We start from the raw sequence: 26,620 nt of genomic DNA, 5'->3' as shown, positions 1-26,620 counted from the left end.
CCTTCGTCCCGCTGTGGTGCCGGTGGTGCTTCCAGCGTGCGCGGGCCCCGCCGCGCCGGGCAAGCCGAGTTGCCGAATGCGCAAAAGCGGGGCCCGCGACCGGCCTACCGGACCGGCGGGTAGGCGTTCTTCAGCAATTCCTGGAACTGGGCGGAGAACCAGTGCCCGGACACCGGCGCGTTCGGCAGCGCCCCGGACAGGTGGTTGTTGTTGCGCGGGTTACCGGTGTACGTGGGGTCGCACATCCGGTCGAATCCCTTGCCCTCGTCGTTGGCGATCGCGGTGCTGGAGCCGTCCGACTCCCCCGGCGGCTTCATCCACACGTACGCGTCGATGCCGGTGGCGGGGCTGGCCTGCGGGCGTTCACCGAGTCCGGCTCCGGACTGGTTGCACCAGTTGCCGAGGTGGATGCGGCGGTCGTAGCGGCCCCCGTCCACGTACGTGTCCACGTCGGTCTTGGCGCCCGCCGCGGTGGGCCTGGCCGAGCCGCCCCAGCCGTTGCGGGAGGTGTCGATCAGCATGCCGAGGTTCTGGTCGAAGCCGAGGGAGACCAGCTTGGTCCGCATGGCCTGGGCGTACGACAGCTCGTCGGTGTAGCGGTTCCAGTCGACCCACTTGGACTGGCGGACCGAGACGCCGTTGACCGAGTCGTCGATGCCGAAGTGGTCCTCCTTGAGGGCGCTGTAGTTCGCCGTGTTCACGATGAAGCCGTGGACGTCGGAGAGCTGCGCGCCGTTGCTGGTGGCGACGGTCTTGAACAGCTCGGCGGAGGGGCCGAAGTTGTCGTCCCAGCCGAGCCAGCCGTGGTGGCCGGCGTCGATGTAGTTGTAGACGTTCGGGATGGCGCCGAGCTTGTCGAGGGCGTAGCCGACGCCCTTCTGGTAGTTGCCGTTGGCCTTCATGGTGTCGCAGTTGGGGGTGGCCGTGGGGCGGCCGCTCACGTTGGTGACGAGGTTGGGCAGCGAGTCGATCTCGACCGTCGTGACGATGCGCAGGCCCGCGTACTTGGAGTCGGCGAGGATCGCGGCGATCGGGTCGATGAAGTCGCTCTTGTACCTGTCGATGTCGTTCGGGCCGAGCTCGCCGTTGGAGGCGAGCGCGGCACAGTCGCGGCCGGGCAGGTCGTAGATGACGAGCTGGACGACTTCCTCGCCGCTGCCCTTCTGGGCGAGGGCCGCGTCGAGGTGGTCGCGCAGGCCCATGCCGTCGCCGACACCGGCGATCGCGGCGATCCGGTCGAGCCAGACACCGGTGGGCTGGTTCGCCACCGCGCTGCCGCCGGGCTCGGCGGCGGCCTTGGCCTTCCACTCCGGGTTCACGTAGACCTTGGCGCCCGCGTACGGGTTGTCGACGCGGCCGCTCGGGTCGGTCGGGTCCGTGGGATCGGTCGGGTCCGTCGGCCCGCTGTCCCCGTTGCAGGTGACGCCGTTCAGCTTGAACGCGGTGGGCACGGCGTTGGTGCCGCTGTACGTGCCGTTGAAGCCGAAGGAGGTGGAGCCGCCGGTGGCGAGGGTGCCGTTGTAGGAGAGGCTCTTGGCGGTGACGGCGGCGCCGGACTGGGAGATGTCCGCGTTCCAGCCGCTGCTGACCTTCTGGTTGCCGGCGAAGGACCAGGTGAGGTTCCAACTGCTCACCGCGGCGCCGTTGTTGGTGACGGAGACGGAGGTGGTGAACCCGGTGTCCCACTGGTTCTGGACCTTGTAGTCCACGGTGCAGGCGGGCGCGGCGGCGCTGTCGGGGGCGGCGACGGCGGTGCCCACGCAGGCGGCGCCGGAGAGGACGAGCGCCGCGGCGAGCGCGGTACTGCCTCTCAGTCTGGTACGGCTGTTCACGGTACGGCTCATGGTGGGGGTGTCCCTTTCTGTTCCTTGGGTCGATTGATCGATGGCTTGAGTCGGCCGGTGACGGCTTGGTGCGGCCGGTGACGGCTTGGTTCAGGTGGTGGTGGCTCGGTTCAGCCGGTGACGGCTCGCAGGTGGTCGCGCAGACCGGCGCCGAACGCGGTCGGTGTGCCGTCGTAGTCACTGATGAGCGAGGGGCCGGAGGCGCAGTCCCAGGTGTTCCAGGTCCAGCCGAGGTACGACAGCTTTCGGTCGTCGAACCACTTCATGACCCGGTCGATGAAGGCGTGGGAGCAGGTGTTCTCGCCGATCTCCCCGGCCACCAGCGGCACTTGGGCCGCGACGGGCGCGAGCTGTTCGTCCCAGCAGCTCTCACCGGCGCAGGTGTTGAAGTTGTAGACGTGGTAGGCGGCGGCGAGATTTCCGGCCGGGTCGGCCGGCTTGTGGGCGAGCCACTGCCGCAGGTCGTTGGAGTAGGCGAGCCCGCCGATGAGGATGAGGTTGCCGGCGCCGGCCGTGCGGACGGCGTCGACGAGGTCCTGCATGCCCGCGACCTCGTAGCCGATGCCGGGGCAGGTGCCGCCGTCCTTCCAGCAGGCCCATGCCTGATCGAGGGTGGTGGTGGCGCGGTCCGGGTACGGCTCGTTGAACAGGTCGAAGGCGACCGTCGGGTCGTCCTTGTAGGCGCCGGCCACCGATGACCAGAAGGCGGGTGCGTACCGGGCGTCCGGCATCGGCTTCTGGCAGGTCGCGTGGACGTCGGAGCAGCCGGCCGAGTTCCCGGTGTACTGGCCGTTGGACCAGTGCAGTTCGAGGATCGGCGTCATGCCGTGCGCCTTGACCTTGGTGACCAGGTCCTTGATGGCCGCTTGGTAGTTCGCACCTCCGTACTCGGGTTTGATGTTGTCGAGGCCGAGCCAGCACTCCTCGTTGAGCGGGATGCGGACGGCGTTCGCCTTCCAGTCGGCGATGGCCTTCACCGACGCGTCGTCCACGGGGCCGTCGAAGATCCCGTATCCCTGGACGCACATGAACTCGCCGCCGGAGCGGTTCACGCCGAGGATCCGGCGGGTGGCTCCGCTGCCGGCGTCGACGAGCTTGTTCCCCGACGCCTTCAGCGCGGGGGCGGTGCCGTCACCGGGGTCCGTGGGATCGGTCGGATCCGTCGGATCGGTGATGTCCTCGTTGCAGGTGACGCCGTTCAGCCTGAAGGTCTTCGGCACCGTGTTGGCGCCGGACCACGAGCCGAGGAATCCGGCCGACACGCTGCCGCCCGAGGCGAGCGTGCCGTTCCAGGACTCGTTGGCCGCGGTCGCCGTCGTGCCGGACTGGGACCACTTGGCGCTCCAGCCCTGGGTGACCTTCTGTCCGTCGGCGAAGTCGAAGGACAGGCTCCAACTGTCCTTCGCGGCGCCGTTGTTGGTGACCTTCACAGCGCCCTGGAAGCCGCTGTTCCACTGCGAGGTGACGGAGTACTCCACCGAGCAGGCGGGTGCGGCCGCGGACGCGGATCCGGTCAGCGGGACGAGCGCGGCCGCCGCGAGTGCGGCGCACGCCCACAGTGACACGTAGCGCGGGGGGTGTCGCATGAGCGACTCCTTGCAGCTCGGGCGCGACGGCGGAAAGCCGGCGCGTCGACTGATGGAACCGCTCCCACTGGTTGTTCGGTGGACTGTAGAGAAGGAACTGCGGTCAAGCAACAGAGGCGTTACGGAAAAGTACTGTCGAATTAATTCGACTCTTCAAGTCTCTTGACCCCCATTTGACTCCTCATCATCCTGGGAGCGCTCCCACTGGTTCACAGGTTCACCCCCACCGAGAGAAGGACCAGGGCATGCCCAAGAGACGGGCCCGGCGGCCATGGACCGCTGTCGCGGCAGCACTAGCACTACCCCTCGCCACGCTCGCAGTACTCCCAACCACCGCTCAGGCAGCGGCAGTTGAGTGCGGCGTCGACTACAGGACCAACGACTGGGGCTCCGGCTTCACCGCCGATCTGACGATCACCAATCGAGGCTCGACGGCGATCGACGGCTGGACCCTCACCTACTCCTACGCCGGTGACCAGAAACTCGCCAATGGCTGGAACGGCACCTGGTCGCAATCCGGCAAGAAGGTGACGGTGAAGGACGCCGGATACAACGGAAAGATCGCGGCGGGAGCCGCCGCGAGCACGGGTGCGCAATTCGCTTACAGCGGCTCGAATTCAGCCCCCACGGATTTCGCGATCAATGGAACGACCTGCGCGGGGGCGCATCAGCCGCCGGTCACGGTGCTCACCAGCCCGGCCGCCGGAGCCGTCTACACGGCCGGTGACAAGGTGCCGCTCGCGGCGACCGCGGCGGCGGCCGACGGGGCGGGCATCACCAAGGTCGAGTTCTACGACGACACGACGCTGCTCGGCACCGACACCACGTCCCCGTACGAGCTGGGGACGGACTCCCTCGCGGCGGGCACGCACTCGCTGTACGCGAGGGCGTACGACGGGAAGGGCGCGTCCGGCGAGTCGACGCCGGTCGGCATCACGGTCGCGGCAGGCCCCGCGGTGACGGCGACGCCGTCCCAACTCGCCGTCCAGCAGGGGAAGTCAGGCACCTTTGACGTGAAGCTGTCGACGAAGCCGGCGGCGAACGTGACGGTCACGACGGCCCGCACCGGCGGCAACACGGGCCTGTCCGTCTCCTCCGGCGCGAGCCTCACCTTCACGCCGTCGAACTGGAACTCGGCGCAGAAGGTGACCGTCGCGGCGGACTCCTCGGGCACCGGCGCCGCCACGTTCACGGTCGGCGCGCCCGGTCACACCAAGGCGACGGTCACGGTCACCCAGCTCGCGGCGGGCTCGGAGTACGACACGCGCTTCCTCGACCTCTACGGGAAGATCACCGATCCGGCGAACGGCTACTTCTCGCCGGAGGGCATCCCGTACCACTCGGTGGAGACGCTGATCGTCGAGGCGCCGGACCAGGGCCACGAGACGACCTCCGAGGCGTACTCGTACCTGCTGTGGCTCCAGGCCATGTACGGCAAGGTCAGCGGCGACTGGTCGAAGTTCAACGGCGCCTGGGAGATCATGGAGAAGTACATGATCCCCACGCACGCGGACCAGCCGACGAACTCCTTCTACAACGCGTCCAAGCCCGCGACGTACGCGCCCGAGGAGGATCTGCCGTCGCAGTACCCGGCGAAGCTGGATCCGTCGGTGCCGGTCGGCACCGACCCGATCGCGGCCGAGCTGAAGAGCGCGTACGGCACCGACGACGTCTACGGCATGCACTGGCTCCAGGACGTCGACAACACGTACGGCTACGGCAACGAGCCCGGGAAGTGCGAGGCGGGCCCGACGGCGACCGGACCGTCCTACATCAACACCTTCCAGCGCGGCGCGCAGGAGTCGGTGTGGGAGACGGTTCCGCAGCCCACCTGTGACGCGTTCAAGTACGGCGGAAAGAACGGCTACTTGGACCTGTTCACCGGTGACTCGTCGTACGCGAAACAGTGGAAGTACACGGACGCGCCGGACGCCGACGCGCGTGCCGTGCAGGCCGCGTACTGGGCGGACGTGTGGGCCAAGGAGCAGGGCAAGGGCTCCGCGGTGTCGGCCACCGTCGGCAAGGCCGCGAAGATGGGCGACTATCTGCGCTACGCCATGTACGACAAGTACTTCAAGAAGGTGGGCGGCTGCGCCGGTGCGAGCAGCTGCCCGGCCGGTACCGGCAAGGACGCCTCGCACTATCTGCTGTCCTGGTACTACGCGTGGGGCGGCGCCACCGACACCTCGGCGGGCTGGGCCTGGCGCATCGGCTCCAGCCACACGCACGGCGGGTACCAGAACCCGCTCGCCGCGTACGCCCTCTCCTCGTCCGCCGACCTGAAGCCCAAGTCGGCCACCGGGCAGGCGGATTGGGCCAAGTCGCTCGACCGGCAGCTGGAGTTCTACCGCTGGCTCCAGTCGGACGAGGGCGCCATCGCCGGCGGTGCGACGAACAGCTGGCAGGGGCGGTACGCGACGCCTCCGTCCGGCACGCCGACCTTCTACGGCATGTACTACGACGAGGCGCCGGTCTACCACGACCCGCCGTCGAACCAGTGGTTCGGCTTCCAGGCGTGGTCGATGGAGCGCGTCGCCGAGTACTACCAGCAGACGGGCGACGCCGACGCGAAGACGGTCCTGGACAAGTGGGTCGACTGGGCCCTGTCCGAGACGACGGTCAACCCCGACGGCACCTTCCGGATCCCCTCCACCCTCAAGTGGTCCGGCAAGCCGGACACCTGGAACGCGTCGACTCCCGGCGCCAACGCGTCACTTCACGTCTCCGTCGCCGACTACACGAACGACGTGGGCGTGGCGGCCGCGTACGCGAAGACGCTGACCTACTACGCCGCCCGGTCCGGGGACGCGCAGGCCAAGTCGACGGCGAAGGCGCTGCTCGACGGCATGTGGGAGAACGACCGGGACGCGCTCGGCATCGCGGTGCCCGAGACGCGGGCCGACTACAGCCGGTTCGGCGACACGGTGTACGTGCCGTCCGGCTGGACCGGCACCATGCCGAACGGCGACGCGATCAACTCGTCGTCGACGTTCTCCTCGCTGCGCTCCTTCTACGAGGACGACCCCAACTGGCCGAAGGTCGCGGCCTATCTGGCCGGCGGCGCGGCGCCGACGTTCACGTACCACCGGTTCTGGGCCCAGGCGGACATCGCGCTCGCCATGGGTTCGTACGCGGAGCTGCTCGAGTAACGCCCCGCCCGGCAGCGGCTCCGCGCCCAGAGGAGCCGGGCGGCCTCCCTCCCCGGAGGCCGCCCGGCCACCGCTCGTCCCCTCCCCGCCCTCACCCCCGGGACCCTCCATGCCACGACCACGCACACGCCTTCTCCTGAGCGCCGTACTGGCCCTCACCGCAAGTCTTTTGACGGGTACTCAGCTGTCCACGGCGGCGGAACCGAAGGCCGGGCCCGCCGCCGACACGTACACCTGGAAGAACGCCCGCGTCGACGGCGGGGGGTTCGTCCCCGGCATCGTCTTCAACCGTTCCGAGAAGAACCTCGCCTACGCCCGCACCGACATCGGCGGCGCCTACCGCTGGAACCAGGACACCCGGTCCTGGACCCCGCTCCTGGACTCGGTCGGCTGGGACGACTGGGGTCACACAGGTGTGGCCTCCCTCGCCAGCGACTCCGTCGACCCGGACAGGGTGTACGCGGCCGTCGGCACGTACACCAACGACTGGGATCCCGGCGACGGCGCGGTCCTGCGCTCGGCCGACCGCGGCGCCACCTGGAAGAAGACGGACCTGCCCTTCAAGCTGGGCGGCAACATGCCGGGCCGCGGCATGGGCGAGCGGCTCGCGATCGACCCGCACGACGACAAGGTCCTCTACCTGGGCGCGCCCAGCGGCAAGGGCCTGTGGCGGTCGACGGACGCGGGGGTGACCTGGTCGCAGGTCACGGCCTTCCCCAACCCCGGCACCTACCGGCAGGACCCGTCCGACACCTCCGGGTACGCCTCGGACAACCAGGGTGTGGTGTGGGTGACGTTCGACGAGTCGTCGGCGACGGGCTCGGACCGCACCAGGACGCTCTACGTCGGCGTCGCCGACCAGGACAACTCCGTCTACCGCTCGACCGACGCGGGCGCGACCTGGGAGCGGGTGGCGGGCCAGCCCACCGGCCACCTCCCGCACAAGAGCGTCCTCGACGCCGAGAACGGCTATCTGTACATCGCCTACAGCGACAAGGGCGGCCCCTACGACGGCGGCAAGGGCCGGGTGTGGCGGTACGCGACGAGGACCGGCCAGTGGAAGGACGTCAGCCCGGTCGCCGAGGCGGACACCTACTACGGCTTCAGCGGGCTGACGCTCGACCGGCAGCACCCCGGCACGGTGATGGTGTCGGGCTACAGCTCCTGGTGGCCGGACACACTGATCTTCCGCTCCACGGACAGCGGCGGCACCTGGACGAAGGCGTGGGACTACACGTCGTACCCGAACCGCGCGAACCGCTACACCATGGACGTCTCGTCGGTGCCCTGGCTGTCGTGGGGCGCGAACCCGTCGCCGCCCGAGCAGACGCCGAAGCTGGGCTGGATGACGGAGGCGCTGGAGATCGACCCGTTCGACTCGGACCGGATGATGTACGGGACGGGCGCGACGGTCTACGGCACCGAGGATCTCGGCAAGTGGGACAGCGGCGGTACGTTCACGATCTCCCCCATGGTCAAGGGGCTGGAGGAGACAGCGGTCAACGATCTGGTGTCGCCGCCGTCCGGGGCGCCGCTGCTCTCCGCGCTCGGTGACATCGGCGGCTTCCGGCACACGGACCTGACGAAGGTGCCGTCGATGATGTTCACCTCCCCGAACGTCACCTCCGGCACGAGCCTGGACTTCGCGGAGAGCGAGCCGGACGTGGTGGTGCGCGCGGGGAACGTCGACTCGGGCCCGCACGTGGCCCTCTCCCAGGACAACGGCGCCACCTGGCACGCGGCGGGCGCCGATCCGTCGGGCGTCACCGGCGGCGGCACGGTCGCGGTGTCGGCCGACGGCGGGCGCGTCGTGTGGAGCCCGGACGGCGCCGGGGTGCAGACGGGTACGGGGTCGTCGTGGACGGCGGCGGGCGGAGTGCCCGCGGGCGCGGTCGTCGAGTCGGACCGCGCGGACGCCGCGGTCTTCTACGCCTTCAAGTCGGGCACCTTCTACGCCAGTTCGGACGGCGGCAGGACGTTCACGGCGAAGGCGTCGAGCGGGCTGCCGACGGACGGGCCGGTCCGTTTCAAGGCGGTGCCCGGCGCGAAGGGCGACATCTGGCTGGCCGGCGGCTCGGCCACGGGCGCGTACGGGCTGTGGCACTCGACGGACGGCGGAGCGACGTTCACCAAGCTGTCGAACGTGCAGCAGGCCGACACCGTCGGCTTCGGCAAGGCCGCGCCCGGCGCCTCCTACCCGACGCTGTACGCGAGCGCGAGGATCGGCGGGGTGCGCGGCATCTTCCGCTCGACGGACGCGGGCGCGACGTGGACGCGGGTCAACGACGACGCGCACCAGTGGGGCTGGACCGGCGCGGCGATCACGGGTGACCCGCGCGTGTACGGCCGGGTGTACGTGTCGACGAACGGCCGGGGCGTCATCTACGGCGACACGGCGGACGTCCCCGGCTCCCCCGGCACGCCGGCGGCCTGCACGGTCACGTACAAGGTGACGAACGAGTGGCCGGGCGGCTTCCAGGCGGACGTCACCCTGACCAACACGGGCACGACCGCGTGGTCCGGCTGGTCACTCGACTGGACGTTCCCCGACGGCCAGAAGATCTCCCAGCCGTGGAACGCCTCCGCCACCCAGTCCGGCGCGTCGGTCACGGCGAAGAACGTGAGCTGGAACGGGGCGGTGGCGGCCGGGAGTTCGGCGGCGTTCGGCTTCACGGGTACACGGCCGGGCACGGCGAACGGAAGACCGACGGCCTTCAAACTGGACGGACAGAGCTGCTCGGTCACCTGAGGGCCGTTCGATTCTGCGGCAGAACGGCAACTGGCCGGACGGTCATCACCCGCCCAGCCAGTTCAACGATCCACGAGCACGAACTCACAGGTCAGGGATCCATCCACCCCGCAATGAGACGAGGAATCCGAATGCCAACCCGCTTGGCTCAACAGCATGTGCCCCTGAGTAGGCCGAAGCGCCCGTCGACGTCGATGCTCCTCACTACCCCCGTCCCCCAGCTCCTCGCCGACCTGGATGTGGAGCTGGTGGAGACCCGCATCACGGACCGCGAGTTCTTCGGCTATGTGCTTTCGGAGGGTGGCCGCCTCATCCTGGCGCTCCCGGCCAGCCGTGACGAGCGGGAGCGGGACACGATCACCCGCCACCTCCTGGGTAAGGCGTTCCGTGTGCCGATGCCACCGCTGCCGGATCCGTATCGGCTCACGTTGTTGGAGCCGGAGCTGCTGCCCTCCTGACGCAAATCGACGGAGCGACATCGTGTCTAGTCGCGACTGGCCTGGCCCCCGCCTTGATCGTCGCCGCCTTGGTCGGCTTGTGCGCGGTCATCGATGACGATGCGGACGGGGGTCCCATCGCCGTTGGTGCGCGGATTGTCGATGATGGCCTGCACAGCCTGGGTGATTTTGCCGTGAATGTGGTCGGCGATGGCCTGTGTGACGGGGCTGTCGGCGGTGTGGGTCACCTGGTTGAGGCTGGTGATGGCGGCCACGAGGCTGGGGCCGGAGACACGGACATTCACGAAGCCTTTGTGGGCGTCGACCTTGCCAGGAATGTGGAAGTGCTGTTCATTGCCTGCGACTTGGATGAGGAAGGCCCAGGTGTCGCGGTGAGCTTCGAGGGTGGCGTGAGCGATGCCGGCGGCGGCTCGGAGGATTCCGGGGTTTGGTGCGGGCGCCACTTGCTCGGGTGCGGGCGCCGGTTCGTGGGCTTCGACAGTGTCGGGTGCCGGTTCGTGTTGTGGTTCTGGGGCGGATTCGGCCACGCCGTCGGCCATGGGTGCCGACTGGCGGGGTGCCGGGGGTTCGAGCTCGCCTTCGAGATGATTGATGCCGTCGTGGATGACACCGAGTTCGGAGCCGATGCGGGTGAGTGCGTCGCCGAATCTGCCGTTGATTTCGTCGAGGCCTTCTCGGATCACGGACCGGGCGCCAGTAAGGCCGGTGCTGATGGCTGCCCGGTTGTCGGTGAGGCCGTTCGCGATCGCGGCGTTGGCTTCGCGCCGGGTCTGGTCGATGGCGTGTTGCTGGTCGGCGACTTGCTGTTTGAGTGCGGCGAGGTCTTCGCCGATTCTTCCCAATTGGGCGAGGGTCTGCCGTAACAGATCACTGTTGCCCTTGCCGAAGATCGCCATCTGCTCCCCCTGTGGTTGTCGGTCGACCTGGTCAGGGTGGGGCCCGGTTGAATTGTCGACAAGTGCGCAATTCAGCCAACGGGGTGCATGTACCCGGCGCATTTGCCGCGGGGCACCAGCCCCTACGACAAGCCGTTGCCAGTGTGGCTGACGCGAATTCCGCGGTAAGCAGCGCCGCGTTCAGGGGATTGCTCCGTCACGGTGGCGGCTCCGTTCCTGAGGCCCGACACCTTTCACATTCCTCAATGCGATCCCGCACATCCACGGAGACGAGGGATCCAGGCGGTGCGAGGTCCCCATCCACCGGCCAGGTACGGATCTGAGAGGCCATCTCGGGCGTGACTGTCGCCGGGTCCACAGTGCGCTGTGTCATTCCACCGACCGCACGGACTCAGCGCGGAATGCGGCCATCGGATTACGCGCTGGGCCGGGACTCAAATATCAAGATCCCTAAGGGAGGCCCTAGTCGTTGTGGTCCGTGCCGGGGACAGCTGCGCGGATCGCTTGGGTGGCTTCGCGGGCCTGAGGGAAGTGATCGGCGAGTTTGCAGAAGCTCTGGAGGGTGTGCCGATCGTCGAGGTTGTCGTGTGGGCCGAGTTGGTTGTCGATGAGGTTGTGGAGCTGAAGCCAGCGGGATCCCCATTCGCTGACGTGGTAGCCGATCATGTCGTCGAGGAAGCGGACAGCGGGTCCCGTGCCGTTGAGTCGTTGCTGCCTGGCGAGGGATTCGCGTCCTGCGTAGACCTTTTCGAATTGCCACAGGAGGGCGAAGTAGTGGTTCATGATCTCTGCCAGCGGTTGGTCTGCGGGAGCGTTACCGCGGCGGTAGAACTCGAGGTTGCTGCGGGATTCGGCAGTAGCGTCGGTGGTGAGGTCGTTGTAGAGGGCGCGCGCCAGGTCGAAGCCGGCGCGTGCCGCGTTGCCGCGGGCAGCGTGGAGGGCGATAAAGGCGGCGACGCCAGCGATGCAGGCGGAGATGAGGGTGGTGATTGCGGGTGTCATGCCGACGATGGTGTCCGCCTGGCGCGCGCCGTATGCCGTCAACGGTTGTGCGCTGAGAGAAAGTTGAGCTTCGCTGACTGCGTCTCGCCGCCCAGCCACCGACAAGCGACGTACACCACCCGCCGGCCCGTGGAATTGATCCCCCGGCCGAGCTGGAGAATGAATCTCCCCAACCCCTCGCCAGCACAAATGACCTTCCCATCACCTAACCGAAGCGGTTTGTCAGCAGCTCACCGCCTCAGGTCGTCGTGATCACCGGCCGGGCGTCGGAAGAGGTGCCGTACTTGTCGATGTGGGTGCCGTCGAGGAGTTCGCGGGTGGCCCGTCAGTCAGCTTTCCCGGGCTGGCAGTTGCCGCCGAGTACAACTCAGCTAGGCCCTTCGCCGTCGCCGCGATGCGCCGTCGCAGCTCGGTCGGCCGGAGAACCTCGATCGCCGTGCCGAGCCGGAGGAACTCGTCGTGCGCGTGCTCGATCGACTCCATGGGCAGCACGGCGCGGACCCAGCCGTCGTCCTCGGTGCGGCCCGTGGCGCGGGCGGCCTCTCCAGTGGCGCCGGTGAGGCGGTCAACCGCGCCGGGGGCCAGGCGTACGACGGCTTCCCCGGAGCGCAGTCGGCGGTGGAAGTCCTCCTGGTACGCCCGCCAGTACGCCGCCAGGTCGAAGTCCGGCGGTGCGGTGAACTCATCTTCGGTGGTGTGCAGTTCAAGGATCTGGTCGACACGGTAGGTACGCGGTGGACCGCTTCCCGCGGACGCCACCACGTACCAGCGGCCCGCTTTCAGGACGAGACCGTACGGCTGCAACGTCCGCTTCACGTCGGTGGGTTCACGCCAGCGGCGGTAGACGATCCGCAGCGCCCGGCGTTCCCACACGGCGGACGCCACGGCCGGCAGATGCTCCGTCGCCTCCCCCTCCGCGTACCAGCCGGGCGCGTCCAGATGAAAGCGTCCGCTGATCCGGTCGGCGTGCACACGCAGAGCGGCGGGGAGCGCAGCCCGCACCTTCAGCTGGGCGGCGGCGAGTACGGGTCCGACGCCCAGGTCGGCGGCGGGTCCCGGGGCCCCGGCGAGGAAGAGGGCCTCGGCCTCTTCGGTGGTCAGACCGGTCAGCCGGGTGCGGTAACCGTCGACCAGGCGGTAGCCACCCGCGTGCCCGGCATCCCCGTACAGCGGGATCCCGGCCGTGTGCAGAGCGTCGACGTCCCGGTAGACCGTGCGGACGGATACCTCCGGTTCGGCGGCGAGTTGAGCAGCCGTCAGCCGCCCTCTGGTCTGCAGCAGGAGCAGGATCGAGACGAGTCGGCGGGACTTCACTGACACAGGATGTCAGTGAAGTGGTCTTAGCGTCCCGCCATGGCCTTCGAAGAGAAACCGCTGACCGTGCCGCCGCCCATCGAGGTGGCGGGCCGACGCGTCAAGCGCTACCACGTGACCGCCGACCCACACGGCATCGCGCCCGCCGTCGAGAGCGCGGCCTACGCGATCCTGCCGTCGCTGTTTCCGGAGCCGGACGGCACCCCGGCCGCCACGTTCGTGGTGCTGCACCGGGGCGGCGACGACGGCGCCTACCTGAACGCGTACAGCTGGGTGTGGGACAACGTCCTGCATTTCCGGGGAGCGGCCGCGGGGCAGCCGGTGCTGGGCTGCCCCGACCGCGACCCGGCCCACTTCGTCCTGACGGAACCGTCGGACCGGCCGTGGATCGGCTGCGTGTGGGAACTGCCGCCCCTGCTGCACGAACGTGACGCCTGGGTGCGGCACATGCTGGCCCCCGAGCGGCCCGATCTCGACGCCTACATACGCGACAGCCTGCCCGAGGGCACGACCGGAGGACGCTCATGAGCACCGCCCGCGACTTCGACTTCTTCTTCGGCGAGTGGGAGGTCGGCCACCGTCGGCGCCTCGATTTCCTCGATCCGGACAGCGGCTGGGAGGAGTTCGGGGCGACGAGCAGCTGTCGGCCCCTGTTCGGCGGGGCGGCGAACATCGACGAGATGGCGGTACCCGCGCGGGGCTGGACCGGTCTGACCCTGCGCCTGTTCGACCCGGAGACCCGGCTGTGGTCCCTGAACTGGTCGACCGACCGCACGGGCCGCCTCTTCCCGCCGGTGACCGGCCGGTTCACGCCCGACGGGACCGGGAACCGCGTGGGCGAGTTCCTCGGGGACGACACCCACGACGGGAAGGATGTGCGGGTGCGGTTCGTGTGGTCGGGGATCAGCGCGACGACAGCCCGCTGGGAGCAGGCGTTCTCCGTCGACTCCGGCGAGACGTGGCTGCCGAACTGGTCGATGGACTTCACCCGCGCCTCCGCCATGGAGGCGTCCTCCCGTGAACCGGCTTGACTTCGTGTGCGCTTCAAGACGTTGACTCCCTCCCGTGGTCCGGCGCGCATCCGGCGGCCGGACCGTCCGACAGGGGGTCTCCCATGAAGTACCGCACGATCGGCTCCGACCCTGCGCGGCGGCGCGAGGTCAGTGTGCTCAGCCTCGGTGCCATGCTGCTGGGCACGGTCACCGACGAGAAGACGTCGTTCGCGATCCTCGACCGGTACGTGGAGGCGGGCGGCACGTTCATCGACACGTCCGACAACTACGCGTTCTGGGTCGACGGCACGGTCGGCGGCGAGAGCGAGACGCTGCTCGGCAACTGGCGGCGCAGCCGTGGCATCGGCGACGAGATCGTCATCGCCACGAAGCTGGGCGCGGCGCCGCTGGCGCCGGGCACCGGCTACATCGACAACCCGGAGGGGCTGTCGGCGGCGGCGATCCGCTCGGCCGTGGAGGGCAGCAAGGCCCGGCTCGGCGTCGAGCGCCTCGACCTGCTGTACGCGCACATCCCGGACCCGAAGGTGGAACTCGCAGAGACGGTAAGAGAGTTCGGCGCCCTCGTGTGCGAGGGGGCCGTCGGGCTGCTCGGGATCTCCAACCACTGGGCCTGGCAGGTGGAGCGGGCGCGGGCGATCGCGCGCGCCGAGGGCCTGGCCGGGTACGAGGTGCTGCAGTACCAGCACAGCTATCTGCGGCACCGGACCGACCTGCCCACCGAGCTGTCGCCGGACGGGGTGTCCGCCACCGCCGACGGCAATCTGCTCAGCATGGTGCGGGCGGAGCGGGACCTCACGCTCGTCGCCTATTCGCCGCTGCTGGCCGGCGCGTACGTACGGGACGACAAGCCGCTCGGCGCGGGGCACGACCACGGCAGCCGCGAGTCCCGGCGCGCGGCGCTGCGCGAGGTCGCCAAGTCGTCGGGCGCGACCGTCAACCAGGTCGTCCTCGCCTGGATGCTGGGCGCCGACGTGCCGGCGGTGCCGCTGGTCGGCGCGTCGTCGGTCGCGCAGCTGGAGGAGAGCCTGGGCGCGGTGGACCTGGAGCTGACCCAGGAGGAGCGGGCGCGTCTGGACGCGGCCTGAGCCCCGCTCACCAGGCGCTCCCGCCCGGCCCTTGCCCCCTTGAGACCTTCGGTGTCACCATCGGTTCGAAAATACCGGGGCGGCATGACGGAGGACGTATGGGAACGGGCACGAGGCGGGCGGGCGGCGCTCTCGCGATCGGTGCGGCGGTCGCGGGCCTGGGCGCGGGAGCGAGCTGGCTGTGGCGGAACCAGGCGGCCGTCGCGTTCTCCCGGCCGGTCAACGAGTGGGCGTTCACGCACATGTCCGCGGTGCTGCCCACCGAGCCCGTGCGGCGGGCGTCGGCACCGCGGCCGCTGCCGTTCGAGCCGGGCCTGCGCGGATTCACGTACGAGCACCAGGGCGTGCGGCGCACCCTGGCGGAGCTGCACGCGCGCACCCACACGACCGGGTTCGCCGTGCTGCACCGCGGTGCGCTGGTCCACGAGGAGTACCCGGGCCGGTTCGCGTCGCCGCGCGCCAGGTTCCAGCTGTTCTCGCTGACGAAGTCGGTGACGTCGCTGCTCATCGGGATCGCGCTGGAGGAGGGGACGGTCGGGGCGCTGGACGACAAGGTCGTCTCGTACCTTCCGGAGCTGGCGGGCAGCGCCTACGACGGGCCGACGGTCGAGGACCTGCTGCACATGAGCAGCGGCGTGGAGTTCACGGAGGACTACGCCGACCCCGAGTCGTCGTTCGCCCGGTTCGAGCGGGCGGTGTCCGGCGGCGGCTCGCTGCTCGGCCTGGTGCGGTCGCTGCCCCGCGCGGCCGAGCCCGGCGGCACCTTCAACTACTCGACCGTGGACTCCCAGGTCCTCGGCTGGGTCCTCGAAGCGGCGGCCGGCACGACGCTCGCCCAGTACGCGCACAGCCGTCTGTGGAGCCGGATCGGCACGGAGCGGGACGCCTACTACTTCCTCACCCGGAGCCGGCCGCGCACCGCGCTCGGCGGCGGCTCGCTCAACGCGGCGGTGCGGGACATGGCCCGGGTGGGCCTGGTCATGGCCCGCGGCGGCGAACTGGACGGGCGGCGGATCGTGCCCGCCGCCTGGGTCGGGCGCAGCCGCGGCGCGGGCCTCGCGCACCTGGCGCCCGGGGCCCTGGGCGCGGACCTCCCGCGGCACTACGGCTACGCGAACCAGTGGTGGACGCTGGAGGGTGAGCGCCGGTCGTTCACCGGGATCGGCATCCACGGGCAGTACCTGTGGGTCGACCCGGACGCCGATGTCGTCGTGGTGAAGACCAGCGCCTGGAACACGGCGGAGGACGAGGACAGGGACGCGGAGACGGTGGCCGCGCTCACCGCGCTGGTGGCCCGGCTGGAGGCGGGCGCGTGACCGCCGGGGCGGCGGGCGCCGGTCGATAGGATGACGGGCATGAGCGCGTCCCGGGCGAAAGCCGCACCGCAGGCCGCGGCCCGGCGCGGCCGCCCGCCGTCCACCTCGCTCAATCAGGGCGTGATCCTGGACGCCGCGCTCGCACTGGTCGACCGTGAGGGGCCCGACGCCCTGACGCTGCGCCGGCTCGGCGCGGACCTGGGCGCCAATCACACCGCGGTGCTGCGGCACTTCGCCGGCAAGGACGAGATCCTGCTCGGCCTCGCCGAGCGGCTGATCGCGGAGGCGATGGACGGTTTCGCGCCGTCCGGCGGCTGGCGGCGGACGCTGGAGTCGCTGGCCCGCCGGATGCGGGCGGCCTGTCTGGCGCATCCGCGGGTGGCCGTGCTCGTCGCCACCCGGGTCGCGCGGCGCGACGCCGAGTTCCACGGCGCGGACGTGGTCGTCGGCGCCCTGCGCGCGGCCGGGTTCGGGGACCGGGACGCGGCCCGCTACTACCGCTCCCTGGTCGACACCTCCCTGGCCCTGGCCGCGTACGAGGCCTCGGTCGTCGCGCTGGGCAGCGCCTCGCGGGAGGGCGACCGGCTGGCGTGGCGGCGCGAGTACCTGGCCGTCTCCCCGGACCGCTATCCGGATCTGGCCGCGGTGGCCCCGCACCTGGCCGCCGCCGACGAGGACGACCAGTTCGAGACGACGCTCGCGCTGATCCTGGACGCGGTGGAGCTGCGGGCGGCGCGCCTCTGACCCGGCTCGGGCTCAGGGCTCAGGGCTCAGGGCTCAGGGCTCAGGGCTCAGGGCTCAGGGCTCAGGAGACGCCGTGTCCGGGCGCCAACTCCTCGACCCTGCGCGCGAGTTCGAAGTCCTTCTCGGTGACGGCGCCGCCCGCGTCGTGGGTGTGCACGGCGAGGGTGACCGTGTTGTAGCCGAGGGTGAGGTCGGCGTGGTGGTTCAGCTCCTCCTGGGTCTGGGCGATGTGCACGACCAGGGCGGTCGCCGCGAAGTGGCTGCCCAGGCGGTAGGTGCGGGTGATCCGGGCGCCGTCGAGCGACCAGCCGGGCAGCTCGGCGAGACGGTCCTCGATCTCCTTCTGGGAAAGCGGCTCTGTAGGCATGCCCCAAGCCTGCCACCACTTCCGGCTACGGTCTCCTCATGACGACGCGTGCGATGTCCGCGAGGCGCGGAACCACCTCCGAAGTGGGACGACTGCTGCGCGGCTGGCGGGAGGAGCGGCGGATCAGCCAGCTCGACCTGGCGCTGCGCGCCGACTCCTCCGCGCGGCACATCAGCTTCGTGGAGACGGGCCGCTCGCGGCCCAGCGAGGAGTTCCTGCTCCGGCTCGCCGAGCACCTGGACGTACCGGTGCGGGAGCGCAACGCGCTGCTCCTGGCGGCCGGTTACGCGCCGCGCTTCGCCGAGACCTCCCTGGACGATCCGGCGCTGGGCGCGCTGCGCGCGGGCCTGGACCAGCTGCTGCGCGGCTACGAACCGTATCCGGCGCTGATCGTCGACGGCACGTACGACGTGATCGCGGCGAACCGCGGTGTCGCACTCCTTCTGGAGTCGCTGCCCGCGCATCTGCTGGCGGCCGGGCCGATGAACGCGATGCGGCTCACGCTGCACCCGGAGGGACTGGCGCCGCGGATCCGGAACCTGCGCGCGTGGCGCGGGCATCTGCTGGCACAGATGGAGCGGCAGATCGCGCTGGCCCGGTCCCCGGCGCTGCGCGCGCTCCACGACGAGGTGGCCGCCTATCCGGTGCCGGAGCGCGACGACGATCCCGAACCGGGCGACGACGTGCCGTACTTCGCGCTGCCGATGGTCATCGAGCACGACGGGCACGTGCTGTCGTTCGTGTCGTCCATCTCGACGTTCAACACGCCGATGGACGTGACCGTCGCCGAGCTGGCCGTCGAGACACTGCTCCCGGCCGACCCGGCGACGGTCAAGTACCTCCAGAGGAACGCCGGTTGAGCCCAACCCCCTGAAACAGCTTTGTCTGCGGGCCCGGCCCGCACCCCGACGGCGGTCGGTGGGGCCGGATCGGCCCGCGCCGCGCCGCGCTCGCGCCTGGGTGAAGATGGCGGCATGAGCCGTATCACCGCCTCGCGCCTCTCCCGGCTCCTCACCGGCTGGTCCGCCGACGGCGCGGGCCCGCTGCCGCGCCGGCTGGCCGACGCGCTCGCCGAGCTGACCGCGCGCGGCGACGTGCCGACCGGCACCGTGCTGCCCTCGCAGCGCGAGCTGGCCGCGGTGCTCGGGGTCAGCCGCTCCACGGTCACGGCGGCGTACGCGCTCCTGGAGGGCGCGGGCCGGCTGGAGAGCCGGCGCGGCAGCGGCTCCCGGCTGCGCGGCACCGGTCCGTCGGGCGGCGGCGCGGGCGAGGGACGGCTGGCCAGCTTCGACTACCGTTCCGCGCCGCTGGACCTGTCGAGCGGCGCGCTGCCGGGGCTCCCGATGGTGGCGGAGGCCGTCGGAGCGCTGGGCCCGGACGATCTGGCGGAGCCGCTCGCCACGGACGGTTATCACCCGCAGGGCCTGCCGGTGCTGCGCGAGGGCATCGCCGCCTCCTACCGGGCCGCCGGGCTGCCCACGACGGCCGGCCAGATCCTCGTCACGTCGGGGTCGCAGCAGGCGGTGTGGCTGATCGCGCAGGCGCTGGTCGAACCCGGCGACACCGTCGTCGTGGAGAACCCCACCTACCGGGGCGCGCTGGAGGCGCTGCGTGCGCGCGGCGCGCGGATCGTGCCGATGGGCGGCGACCGTCCGGGCGCGGGCCGGGACGGCGCGGACGTGGCGGGCCTGCGCGCCCTGCTGCGCACCAGCGTGCGGCCCCGGCTCGTCTACCTCCAGCCCTCGGTGCACAACCCGACGGGCCGCACCCTGGACAGCGCGGCCCGCCACGGCTGGACGACGGCGCTCTCGGAGGCAGGCCTGGTCACGGTCGAGGACAGCTCCTGCGCCGAGCTGACCCTGGCCTCCGGCAGCGGGCCGCCGCCGGTCCCGCTGTCCTCGTCCGACTACACGATCGGCACGTTCTCGAAGCTCTTCTGGGGCGGTCTGCGCATCGGCTGGGTGCGGGCCCCGGCACCCGCGATCGCCCGCCTCGGCGGCATCAAGAAGTCCGTCGACCTGTCCTGCCCGGTCCTGGACCAGCTCCTCGCGGTGCGCCTGCTCGACCGGCTGCCCGAGGCCCGCGCCGAGCGCCGGGCGGAGCTGCGTGCCGCGCTGGCCACGGCCGGGGAGCTGCTGCGCGGCCTGGTCCCCGACTGGGAGTGGGCCCCGCCGGCGGGCGGCCCCGCCCTGTGGGTGCGGGTCCCGGGCGCGGACACGGAGGCCCTCGCCCAGCTGGCCCGGCGCCGGGGTGTCGCGGTGGTGCCGGGCTCGGCGTTCTCGGCGGTGGACGGCTTCCGGGACCGGCTGCGGCTGCCGTTCGCCCACGACCGGGCGACGCTGGCCGCCGCCCTGTCCGTGCTGCGGGAGTGCGCCGCCCGGTCCTGACCCCGGCCGCCCCGGCACCCGTACGGCCCTTACGACATGTGCTCCGGCTGTCCCGCCCCTAGCGTGCGAAGGACGGATACCGAGGGAGCAGACGGTGACTGACACGACGGGCGCCCCGGCCGAGCCGGACGTGGCGCTGCTGAAGGCCGGCCGGTTCTTCCGGCGTGGCAAGGCCGCGGCCGACCTGCACAGTGTGCGGATCAAGGGCGGCAGGGACGGGGACGTCTTCTACCGGGACCGGTGGAGCCACGACAAGGTCGTGAACTCCACGCACGGCGTGAACTGCACCGGCTCGTGCCGGTGGAAGGTGTACGTCAAGGACGGCATCATCACCTGGGAGACCCAGCAGACGGACTACCCGAGCGTGGGCCCCGACCGCCCCGAGTACGAGCCGCGCGGCTGTCCGCGCGGGGCGGCGTTCTCCTGGTACACGTACTCGCCGACGCGGGTGCGTTATCCGTACATCAGGGGCGTGCTCCTGGAGCTGTACCGGGAGGCGAAGGCGCGGCTGAAGGACCCGGTGCTCGCCTGGGCGGACATCCAGGGCGATCCGGAGCGGCGGCGCAGGTACCAACTGGCGCGCGGCAAGGGCGGGTTGGTGCGGGCCACGTGGGACGAGGCCGTCGAGATCGTCGCGGCCGCGCACGTCCACACCATCAAGACGTACGGGCCCGACCGCGTCGCCGGCTTCTCCCCCATCCCCGCGATGTCGATGGTGTCGCACGCGGCGGGCGCCCGGTTCATGTCGCTGATCGGCGCGCCGATGCTGTCGTTCTACGACTGGTACGCGGATCTGCCCGTCGCCTCGCCGCAGGTGTTCGGCGACCAGACGGACGTACCGGAGTCGGGCGACTGGTGGGACGCGGCCTACCTGATGATGTGGGGCTCGAACGTCCCGGTCACCCGCACCCCGGACGCGCACTGGATGGCCGAGGCCCGCTACCGCGGCCAGAAGGTCGTGGTCGTCGCGCCGGACTACGCGGACAACACCAAGTTCGCCGACGAGTGGCTGCACCCGCACCCGGGGACCGACGGGGCGCTGGCCCTCGCCATGGGGCACGTCATCCTCAAGGAGTTCTTCGTCGACCGTGAGACGCCGTTCTTCACGGACTACGTCAAGAAGTTCACCGATCTGCCGTTCCTGGTGACGCTGGACGAGCGCGACGGCGCGTTCGTCCCGTCGAAGTTCCTGCGCGCCGCCGATCTCGGCCAGGGCGGCGAGGGCGCCGAGTGGAAGACGGCGGTGCTCGACGAGGCGACCGGGCTGCCCGTCGTCCCGAACGGCTCGCTGGGCTTCCGCTGGACCGAGTCCGGCGCGGGCAAGTGGAACCTCGAACTGGGCAACATCCGGCCGCGGTTGAGCCTGCACGGCAGCGAGGTCGCGAGCGGCGTCGAGGTGCTGCTGCCGCGTTTCGACACCGACGGCGGCACGCACGGGCAGGGCCGCGGCGACACCGTGCGGCGCGGCGTGCCCGCGACCCGGCTCGGCGGTCCCGACGGGCCGCTGGTCACCACCGTCTTCGACCTGCTGCTCGCCCAGTACGGTGTGGGCCGCGACGGGCTGCCGGGCCAGTGGCCGTCGTCGTACGAGGACGGGACCTCCCCCGGCACGCCCGGCTGGCAGGAGGCGCACACCTCGGTGCCCGCCGCGAAGTGCGTGAAGATCGCCCGGGAGTTCGCGCAGACGGCGGAGAAGTCGCGCGGGCGCTGCATGATCCTCATGGGCGCCGGCACCAACCACTGGTTCCACTCGGAGACCATCTACCGGGGTTTCCTGTCGCTGCTCCAGCTCACCGGCTGCCAGGGCAGGAACGGCGGCGGCTGGGCGCACTACGTGGGTCAGGAGAAGTGCCGCCCGGTGACGGGCTGGGCCTCGCTGGCCTCCGCCAACGACTGGTCGAGGCCGCCCCGGCAGATGATCGGCGCCGCCTATTGGTTCCTCAACACCGACCAGTGGCGCTACGACAAGTTCGGCGCCGACGTGCTCGCCTCGCCGCTCGGCAAGGGCGCCTTCGAGGGCATGACGGGCGCCGACTGTCTGGCCCTGTCGGCCCGTTCGGGCTGGATGCCGTCGTATCCGACGTTCGACCGCAACTCGCTCGACCTCGGTGAGCAGAGCGTCGAGGACACCGTCGCCGAACTCAAGGCGGGCAGCCTGAAGTTCGCCTGCGAGGATCCGGACGCGCCCGAGAACTGGCCGCGCGTGCTGACCCTGTGGCGGGCCAATCTGCTCGGCTCGTCCGCGAAGGGCGCCGAGTACTTCACCAAGCACCTCCTCGGCACCCACTCCTCCCTGCGGGCCGAGGAGGCCTCGCCCGACGAGCGGCCCACGACGGTGACCTGGCGGGACGAGGCACCGGAGGGCAAGCTCGACCTGCTGCTCTCCCTCGACTTCCGGCAGACGTCGTCGACGCTCCTGTCCGACGTGGTGCTGCCCGCCGCGACCTGGTACGAGAAGCACGACCTGTCGTCGACGGACATGCACCCCTACGTGCACTCCTTCACCCCGGCCGTGGACCCGCCGTGGCAGGCCCGCACCGACTTCGACACGTTCAAGGCGCTCGCGGAGAAGCTGAGCACGCTCGCCGCCGGCCATCTGGACACCCGCAAGGACCTCGTGGCGGCCCCGCTCCAGCACGACACCCCGGGCGAGATCGCGCAGCCCGGAGGGGTCGTCCTGGACTGGCGCAAGGGCGAGTGCGAGCCGGTGCCCGGCAAGACGCTGCCGAACCTGGTCGTCGTCGAGCGGGACTACACGGCGATCGGCGCGAAGTTCACCTCGCTGGGCCCGCTCGTCGAGAAGCTCGGGCTGCCCGCCAAGGGCATCACCCTCAAGCCCGACCAGGAGGTCGAGGAGCTGCGCGAGCGCAACGGCGTGGCGCGCGGCGGGGTCGCCGACGGCCGCCCGCTGCTCGACACGGCGGTCAAGGCGGCGAACACGATCCTCGCGCTGTCCGGGACCACCAACGGGCGCCTGGCCACCCAGGGCTTCCACACCCTCGAAGCCCGTACCGGGCAGGGCATGGCGCATCTGTCCGCCGAGCACGAGGGCAAGCGCGTCACGTACGCGGACACGCAGGCCGCGCCGGTGCCGGTGATCACGTCGCCGGAGTGGTCGGGCAGCGAGTCCGGCGGGCGCCGCTACACCGCGTTCACCCTGAACACCGAGCATCTGAAGCCCTGGCACACGCTCACCGGCCGCCAGCACTTCTTCATCGACCACGACTGGATGCACGAGCTGGGCGAGGCCCTGCCCGTGTACCGGCCGCCGCTCGACATGAACCGGCTCTTCGGCGAGCCGGAGCTCGGCCCGGACGGCGAGAAGGAGGTGACGGTCCGTTACCTCACGCCGCACAACAAGTGGTCCATCCACTCCGAGTACCAGGACAACCTGTTCATGCTCGCCCTGTCGCGCGGCGGCCAGTCGATCTGGATGTCGCCGCAGGACGCGGAGTCGATCGGCGTGCAGGACAACGACTGGATCGAGGCGGTCAACCGCAACGGCGTGGTCGTGGCCCGCGCGATCGTCTCGCACCGGATGCCGGCCGGCACGGTCTACATGCACCACGCGCAGGAGCGCACGGTCAACGTGCCGAAGGCGGAGACGAACGGCAGGCGCGGCGGCATCCACAACTCGCTCACCCGGCTGATCCTCAAGCCGTCCCATCTCATCGGCGGATACGCCCAGTTGAGCTGGGCGTTCAACTACCTCGGCCCGACGGGCAACCAGCGGGACGAAGTCACCGTCATCCGGCGCCGCTCGCAGAAGGTGGAGTACTGAACCCATGCGCATCATGGCTCAGATCGCGATGGTCATGAACCTCGACAAGTGCATCGGCTGCCACACCTGCTCGGTCACCTGCAAGCAGGCGTGGACCAACCGCAACGGCATGGAGTACGTCTGGTTCAACAACGTCGAGACCCGCCCCGGGCAGGGCTACCCGCGCCGCTACGAGGACCAGGACAAGTGGCGCGGCGGCTGGGAGCTGAACAAGAAGGGCGCCCTGCAACTGAAGGGCGGCGGCCGCTTCAAGAAGCTGCTCGGCATCTTCTCCAACCCCAAGCTGCCGGAGATCAAGGACTACTACGAGCCCTGGACGTACGACTACAAGAACCTCACCGACGCCCCGCTCGGCGACGACTATCCGGTGGCGCAGCCCCGCTCGCAGATCACCGGCAAGCCGATGAAGATCGAGTGGTCGTCGAACTGGGACGACAACCTGGGCGGCTCGACGCAGTACGGAGATCTCGACCCGATGGTGGAGAAGACCCGCCAACAGGCCGCGGACAAGGTGAAGTTCGCGTTCGAGCAGACCTTCATGTTCTATCTGCCGCGGATCTGCGAGCACTGCCTGAACCCGGCGTGCGTGGCGTCCTGCCCGTCCGGCGCGATGTACAAGCGCGAGGAGGACGGCATCGTCCTGGTCGACCAGGACCACTGCCGCGGCTGGCGGATGTGCGTGACGGGCTGCCCGTACAAGAAGGTCTACTTCAACCACCGCACCGGCAAGGCCGAGAAGTGCACGATGTGCTACCCGCGCCTGGAGGTCGGGCTGCCGACGGTCTGCTCGGAGACGTGCGTGGGCCGGCTGCGCTATCTCGGTGTCATCCTCTACGACGCCGACAAGGTGACCGAGGCGGCCCAGACCAAGGACGAACACGCTCTGTACGAGGCGCAGTTGGGCGTCTTCCTGGACCCGGAGGACCCGGAGGTGCGGCGCGCGGCCGAGCAGGCGGACATCCCCTTCGACTGGATCGAGGCGGCCCGCCGCTCGCCGGTGCACGCGCTCATCAGCAAGTACAAGGTGGCGCTGCCGCTGCACCCGGAGTACCGGACGATGCCGATGGTCTGGTACATCCCGCCGCTCTCCCCCGTCGTCGACGCGCTCACCGAGACCGGTCACGACGGCGAGGACGTGGCGAACCTGTTCGGCGCCATCGACACCCTGCGCATCCCCCTCGAATACCTGGCGGAGATCTTCACCGCGGGCGATGTGGGGCCCGTGCGCTCCTCCCTGGAGAAGCTGGCGGCGATGCGTTCCCACATGCGGGCCATCAACCTCGGCGACCGGCCCGACCCCGCGATCTCCGAGCAGGTCGGCATGACGGCCGTGGAGATCGAGGAGATGTACCGGCTCCTCGCCATCGCCAAGTACGAGGACCGCTACGTCATCCCGACCGCGGCCATCGGCGACGCGCAGCGCCTGGAGGAGTCCGCCCTGCCGGACTCCTGCTCGCTCGACTACGAGGACGGCCCCGGCATGGGCGGCGAGGGCCCCTTCGGCGGCGACTCCGGGTCCACCACCGGCGGCCGCAAGCTGCTGCCCGTCGTGTCCGTGGAGAGCTTCCACCTCACCAAGAACCGCCAGACCAGCGACGACCCGGAGGACACCTGATGACCGACCGGACCTCTCTGTTGTTCCAGGCGGCCGCGCTCTGTCTCACCTACCCGGACGAGGAGCTGTACGAGCGCCTGCCGCTGGTGCGCGCCGCCGCTCCGGAGCTCGCGCCGTTCGTCGACCACGCCGAGGCCACCGCGCCGCAGGACCTGGCCGCCCATTACGTCCAGGTCTTCGACTTCAAGAACCGGCACAGCCTGTATCTGACGTGGTGGCGCGACGGCGACACCCGCAGGCGCGGCATGTCGCTGGTGGAGATGAAGGAGATCTACCGCGAGCACGGCCTGGAGTTCACCGGCGAGGAGCTGCCGGACTACCTGCCCGCCGTGCTCGAATTCTCCGCCCAGGCCGGCCCGTTCCTCCTGGAGGAGCACCGCAGCGGCGTCGAGCTGCTGCGCCTGGCCCTCACCGAGCACGGCACCCCGTACGCGACCGTGCTCTCCGCGGTGTGCGGGGCGCTGCCGGGCGCCTCCCCCAAGGACCGGGCGGCGGCGCTCGCGCTGGCCCGCTCGGGCCCGCCGCGCGAGGAGGTCGGCCTCGAACCCTTCGCGACCCTGCCGCTGCTGGTGAAGGAGCACGCCCCGTGACCACCCTGATCTGGGGCGTCCTGCCCTATGTCGCCGTCGTCCTGCTGGTCGCGGGCACGATCTGGCGCTACCGCTACGACAAGTTCGGCTGGACGACGCGCTCGTCCCAGGTCTACGAGTCGAAGCTGCTCAACATCGCCTCGCCCGTCTTCCACTACGGCATCCTCTTCGTCCTCGCGGGCCATCTCGTCGGGCTGTTCATCCCGATGTCGTGGACGGAGAAGGTGGGCGTCAGCGAGCACACGTACCACATGTTCTCGCTGATCGGCGGCACGTTCGCGGGCGTCCTGACGGTGTGCGGGATCTTCATGCTGCTGTTCCGGCGCCGCTTCAAGGCGCCGGTGTTCCGTGCCACCACGCGCAACGACAAGCTCATGTACCTCGTGCTGCTCGCCGCCATCGTGCTCGGCATGGTCGCCAAGCTGACCCATGCCTCGGGCAACGGCTACAACTACCGCGAGTCGATCGGCCCGTGGGCCCGCAGCCTGTTCACGCTCAACCCCGACATCGATCTGATGCACGGGGTTCCGGTGCTCTACCAGATTCACGCGGTAGTGGGCATGTCACTGATCGCGCTGGTACCGTTCACCCGGCTCGTGCATATGTTCAGCGCGCCGGTGCAGTACCTGTTCCGTCCGTACGTGGTCTACCGCAGCCGCGACCCGCGGCGCCTGACCGCCAGGCCGGAGCGACGGGGGTGGGAGCGCACCGGCTCCTGATTCCT

At 70.4% G+C, this 26,620-nt stretch carries 20 protein-coding genes; 14 read left to right on the top strand and 6 right to left on the bottom strand.

Annotation, left to right across the window (positions count from 1 at the left end):
• Positions 1 to 104 precede the first annotated feature (104 nt).
• The gene (locus ABII15_RS32140; RefSeq protein WP_353945784.1) at positions 105 to 1,844 is read right to left on the bottom strand and encodes a glycoside hydrolase family 6 protein; all 1,740 of its coding nucleotides are present in this window, start codon (positions 1,842 to 1,844) and stop codon (positions 105 to 107) included.
• Positions 1,845 to 1,954: 110 nt separating this feature from the next.
• The gene (locus ABII15_RS32135; protein WP_353945783.1) at positions 1,955 to 3,430 is read right to left on the bottom strand and encodes a cellulose binding domain-containing protein; all 1,476 of its coding nucleotides are present in this window, start codon (positions 3,428 to 3,430) and stop codon (positions 1,955 to 1,957) included.
• 245 nt (positions 3,431 to 3,675) lie between these two features.
• Between ABII15_RS32135 and ABII15_RS32130 the strand changes: the two genes are divergently transcribed.
• The 3 genes from ABII15_RS32130 (at position 3,676) to ABII15_RS32120 (ending at position 9,786) form a co-directional block, all read left to right on the top strand.
• Positions 3,676 to 6,579: a glycoside hydrolase family 48 protein gene (locus ABII15_RS32130; RefSeq protein ID WP_353945782.1), complete on the top strand. Its 2,904-nt coding sequence runs from the start codon at positions 3,676 to 3,678 to the stop codon at positions 6,577 to 6,579.
• 109 nt (positions 6,580 to 6,688) lie between these two features.
• Positions 6,689 to 9,328, top strand: coding sequence for a cellulose binding domain-containing protein (locus ABII15_RS32125; RefSeq protein WP_353945781.1), 2,640 nt, complete (start codon positions 6,689 to 6,691; stop codon positions 9,326 to 9,328).
• Positions 9,329 to 9,522: 194 nt separating this feature from the next.
• Positions 9,523 to 9,786, top strand: a complete 264-nt coding sequence (locus ABII15_RS32120) for a hypothetical protein (RefSeq protein ID WP_353945780.1) — start codon at positions 9,523 to 9,525, stop codon at positions 9,784 to 9,786.
• A 26-nt stretch (positions 9,787 to 9,812) separates the two neighbouring features.
• Here the strand turns inward: ABII15_RS32120 and ABII15_RS32115 are convergent, their stop codons facing one another.
• The 3 genes from ABII15_RS32115 to ABII15_RS32105 form a co-directional block, all read right to left on the bottom strand.
• On the bottom strand, positions 9,813 to 10,682 hold the full coding sequence (locus tag ABII15_RS32115; protein WP_353945779.1) for a hypothetical protein: 870 nt from the start codon (positions 10,680 to 10,682) through the stop codon (positions 9,813 to 9,815).
• Positions 10,683 to 11,144: 462 nt separating this feature from the next.
• Positions 11,145 to 11,684 carry a hypothetical protein gene (locus ABII15_RS32110; protein WP_353945778.1) on the bottom strand — a complete coding sequence of 180 codons (540 nt, stop codon included), beginning with the start codon at positions 11,682 to 11,684 and terminating at the stop codon, positions 11,145 to 11,147.
• A 252-nt stretch (positions 11,685 to 11,936) separates the two neighbouring features.
• Positions 11,937 to 12,998, bottom strand: coding sequence for a YafY family protein (locus ABII15_RS32105; protein WP_353945777.1), 1,062 nt, complete (start codon positions 12,996 to 12,998; stop codon positions 11,937 to 11,939).
• 39 nt (positions 12,999 to 13,037) lie between these two features.
• Here ABII15_RS32105 and ABII15_RS32100 point away from each other — a divergent pair, with 39 nt between their 5' ends.
• The 5 genes from ABII15_RS32100 (at position 13,038) to ABII15_RS32080 (ending at position 17,156) form a co-directional block, all read left to right on the top strand.
• A complete protein-coding gene (locus ABII15_RS32100; protein ID WP_353945776.1) occupies positions 13,038 to 13,526 on the top strand; it encodes a hypothetical protein in 489 nt (162 codons plus the stop codon).
• Complete coding sequence (locus tag ABII15_RS32095; protein ID WP_353945775.1) at positions 13,523 to 14,029, top strand: hypothetical protein; 507 nt, start codon at positions 13,523 to 13,525, stop codon at positions 14,027 to 14,029. Before ABII15_RS32100 ends, ABII15_RS32095 begins: the two co-directional genes overlap by 4 nt.
• 83 nt (positions 14,030 to 14,112) lie before the next feature.
• Positions 14,113 to 15,096 carry an aldo/keto reductase gene (locus tag ABII15_RS32090; protein ID WP_353945774.1) on the top strand — a complete coding sequence of 328 codons (984 nt, stop codon included), beginning with the start codon at positions 14,113 to 14,115 and terminating at the stop codon, positions 15,094 to 15,096.
• 98 nt (positions 15,097 to 15,194) lie between these two features.
• The gene (locus tag ABII15_RS32085) at positions 15,195 to 16,412 is read left to right on the top strand and encodes a serine hydrolase (protein ID WP_353945773.1); all 1,218 of its coding nucleotides are present in this window, start codon (positions 15,195 to 15,197) and stop codon (positions 16,410 to 16,412) included.
• Positions 16,413 to 16,451: 39 nt separating this feature from the next.
• On the top strand, positions 16,452 to 17,156 hold the full coding sequence (locus ABII15_RS32080) for a TetR/AcrR family transcriptional regulator C-terminal domain-containing protein (protein ID WP_353945772.1): 705 nt from the start codon (positions 16,452 to 16,454) through the stop codon (positions 17,154 to 17,156).
• A gap of 61 nt (positions 17,157 to 17,217) precedes the next feature.
• Here the strand turns inward: ABII15_RS32080 and ABII15_RS32075 are convergent, their stop codons facing one another.
• Positions 17,218 to 17,523 (bottom strand): 4a-hydroxytetrahydrobiopterin dehydratase, encoded by a 306-nt coding sequence (locus ABII15_RS32075; RefSeq protein ID WP_353945771.1) that lies wholly within the window; start codon positions 17,521 to 17,523, stop codon positions 17,218 to 17,220.
• Positions 17,524 to 17,561: 38 nt separating this feature from the next.
• Here ABII15_RS32075 and ABII15_RS32070 point away from each other — a divergent pair, with 38 nt between their 5' ends.
• From ABII15_RS32070 to narI, 6 genes are all read left to right on the top strand, one after another.
• Complete coding sequence (locus ABII15_RS32070; protein WP_353945770.1) at positions 17,562 to 18,383, top strand: helix-turn-helix transcriptional regulator; 822 nt, start codon at positions 17,562 to 17,564, stop codon at positions 18,381 to 18,383.
• Positions 18,384 to 18,497: 114 nt separating this feature from the next.
• The gene (locus tag ABII15_RS32065; RefSeq protein ID WP_353945769.1) at positions 18,498 to 19,910 is read left to right on the top strand and encodes a PLP-dependent aminotransferase family protein; all 1,413 of its coding nucleotides are present in this window, start codon (positions 18,498 to 18,500) and stop codon (positions 19,908 to 19,910) included.
• 94 nt (positions 19,911 to 20,004) lie between these two features.
• Positions 20,005 to 23,691, top strand: coding sequence for a nitrate reductase subunit alpha (locus ABII15_RS32060; RefSeq protein WP_353945768.1), 3,687 nt, complete (start codon positions 20,005 to 20,007; stop codon positions 23,689 to 23,691).
• A gap of 4 nt (positions 23,692 to 23,695) precedes the next feature.
• Complete coding sequence (gene narH, locus ABII15_RS32055) at positions 23,696 to 25,306, top strand: nitrate reductase subunit beta (protein ID WP_353945767.1); 1,611 nt, start codon at positions 23,696 to 23,698, stop codon at positions 25,304 to 25,306.
• Positions 25,306 to 25,896, top strand: coding sequence for a nitrate reductase molybdenum cofactor assembly chaperone (gene narJ / locus ABII15_RS32050; protein WP_353945766.1), 591 nt, complete (start codon positions 25,306 to 25,308; stop codon positions 25,894 to 25,896). Before narH ends, narJ begins: the two co-directional genes overlap by 1 nt.
• A complete protein-coding gene (gene narI / locus ABII15_RS32045) occupies positions 25,893 to 26,615 on the top strand; it encodes a respiratory nitrate reductase subunit gamma (RefSeq protein ID WP_353945765.1) in 723 nt (240 codons plus the stop codon). Before narJ ends, narI begins: the two co-directional genes overlap by 4 nt.
• The last annotated feature ends 5 nt before the right edge of the window (positions 26,616 to 26,620 follow it).

The organism is Streptomyces sp. HUAS MG91, from assembly GCF_040529335.1.
GTDB classification, from domain to species: domain Bacteria; phylum Actinomycetota; class Actinomycetes; order Streptomycetales; family Streptomycetaceae; genus Streptomyces; species Streptomyces tabacisoli.
Note: the sequence above shows the minus strand (reverse complement) of the source record. Positions and strands in the feature narration are given on the sequence as shown.

Bases quoted from the DNA above. Each gene is read 5' to 3' on its own strand.
- narJ (WP_353945766.1), top strand. From the start codon at position 25,306: ATGACCGACCGGACCTCTCTGTTGTTCCAGGCGGCCGCGCTCTGTCTC.
- ABII15_RS32075 (WP_353945771.1), bottom strand. From the start codon at position 17,523: ATGCCTACAGAGCCGCTTTCCCAGAAGGAGATCGAGGACCGTCTCGCC.
- ABII15_RS32115 (WP_353945779.1), bottom strand. From the start codon at position 10,682: ATGGCGATCTTCGGCAAGGGCAACAGTGATCTGTTACGGCAGACCCTC.
- ABII15_RS32140 (WP_353945784.1), bottom strand. From the start codon at position 1,844: ATGAGCCGTACCGTGAACAGCCGTACCAGACTGAGAGGCAGTACCGCG.
- ABII15_RS32080 (WP_353945772.1), top strand. From the start codon at position 16,452: ATGAGCGCGTCCCGGGCGAAAGCCGCACCGCAGGCCGCGGCCCGGCGC.
- ABII15_RS32110 (WP_353945778.1), bottom strand. From the start codon at position 11,684: ATGACACCCGCAATCACCACCCTCATCTCCGCCTGCATCGCTGGCGTC.
- ABII15_RS32100 (WP_353945776.1), top strand. From the start codon at position 13,038: ATGGCCTTCGAAGAGAAACCGCTGACCGTGCCGCCGCCCATCGAGGTG.
- ABII15_RS32125 (WP_353945781.1), top strand. From the start codon at position 6,689: ATGCCACGACCACGCACACGCCTTCTCCTGAGCGCCGTACTGGCCCTC.
- ABII15_RS32120 (WP_353945780.1), top strand. From the start codon at position 9,523: ATGCTCCTCACTACCCCCGTCCCCCAGCTCCTCGCCGACCTGGATGTG.
- ABII15_RS32130 (WP_353945782.1), top strand. From the start codon at position 3,676: ATGCCCAAGAGACGGGCCCGGCGGCCATGGACCGCTGTCGCGGCAGCA.
- ABII15_RS32090 (WP_353945774.1), top strand. From the start codon at position 14,113: ATGAAGTACCGCACGATCGGCTCCGACCCTGCGCGGCGGCGCGAGGTC.
- ABII15_RS32070 (WP_353945770.1), top strand. From the start codon at position 17,562: ATGACGACGCGTGCGATGTCCGCGAGGCGCGGAACCACCTCCGAAGTG.
- ABII15_RS32065 (WP_353945769.1), top strand. From the start codon at position 18,498: ATGAGCCGTATCACCGCCTCGCGCCTCTCCCGGCTCCTCACCGGCTGG.
- ABII15_RS32095 (WP_353945775.1), top strand. From the start codon at position 13,523: ATGAGCACCGCCCGCGACTTCGACTTCTTCTTCGGCGAGTGGGAGGTC.
- ABII15_RS32135 (WP_353945783.1), bottom strand. From the start codon at position 3,430: ATGCGACACCCCCCGCGCTACGTGTCACTGTGGGCGTGCGCCGCACTC.
- ABII15_RS32085 (WP_353945773.1), top strand. From the start codon at position 15,195: ATGGGAACGGGCACGAGGCGGGCGGGCGGCGCTCTCGCGATCGGTGCG.
- narH (WP_353945767.1), top strand. From the start codon at position 23,696: ATGCGCATCATGGCTCAGATCGCGATGGTCATGAACCTCGACAAGTGC.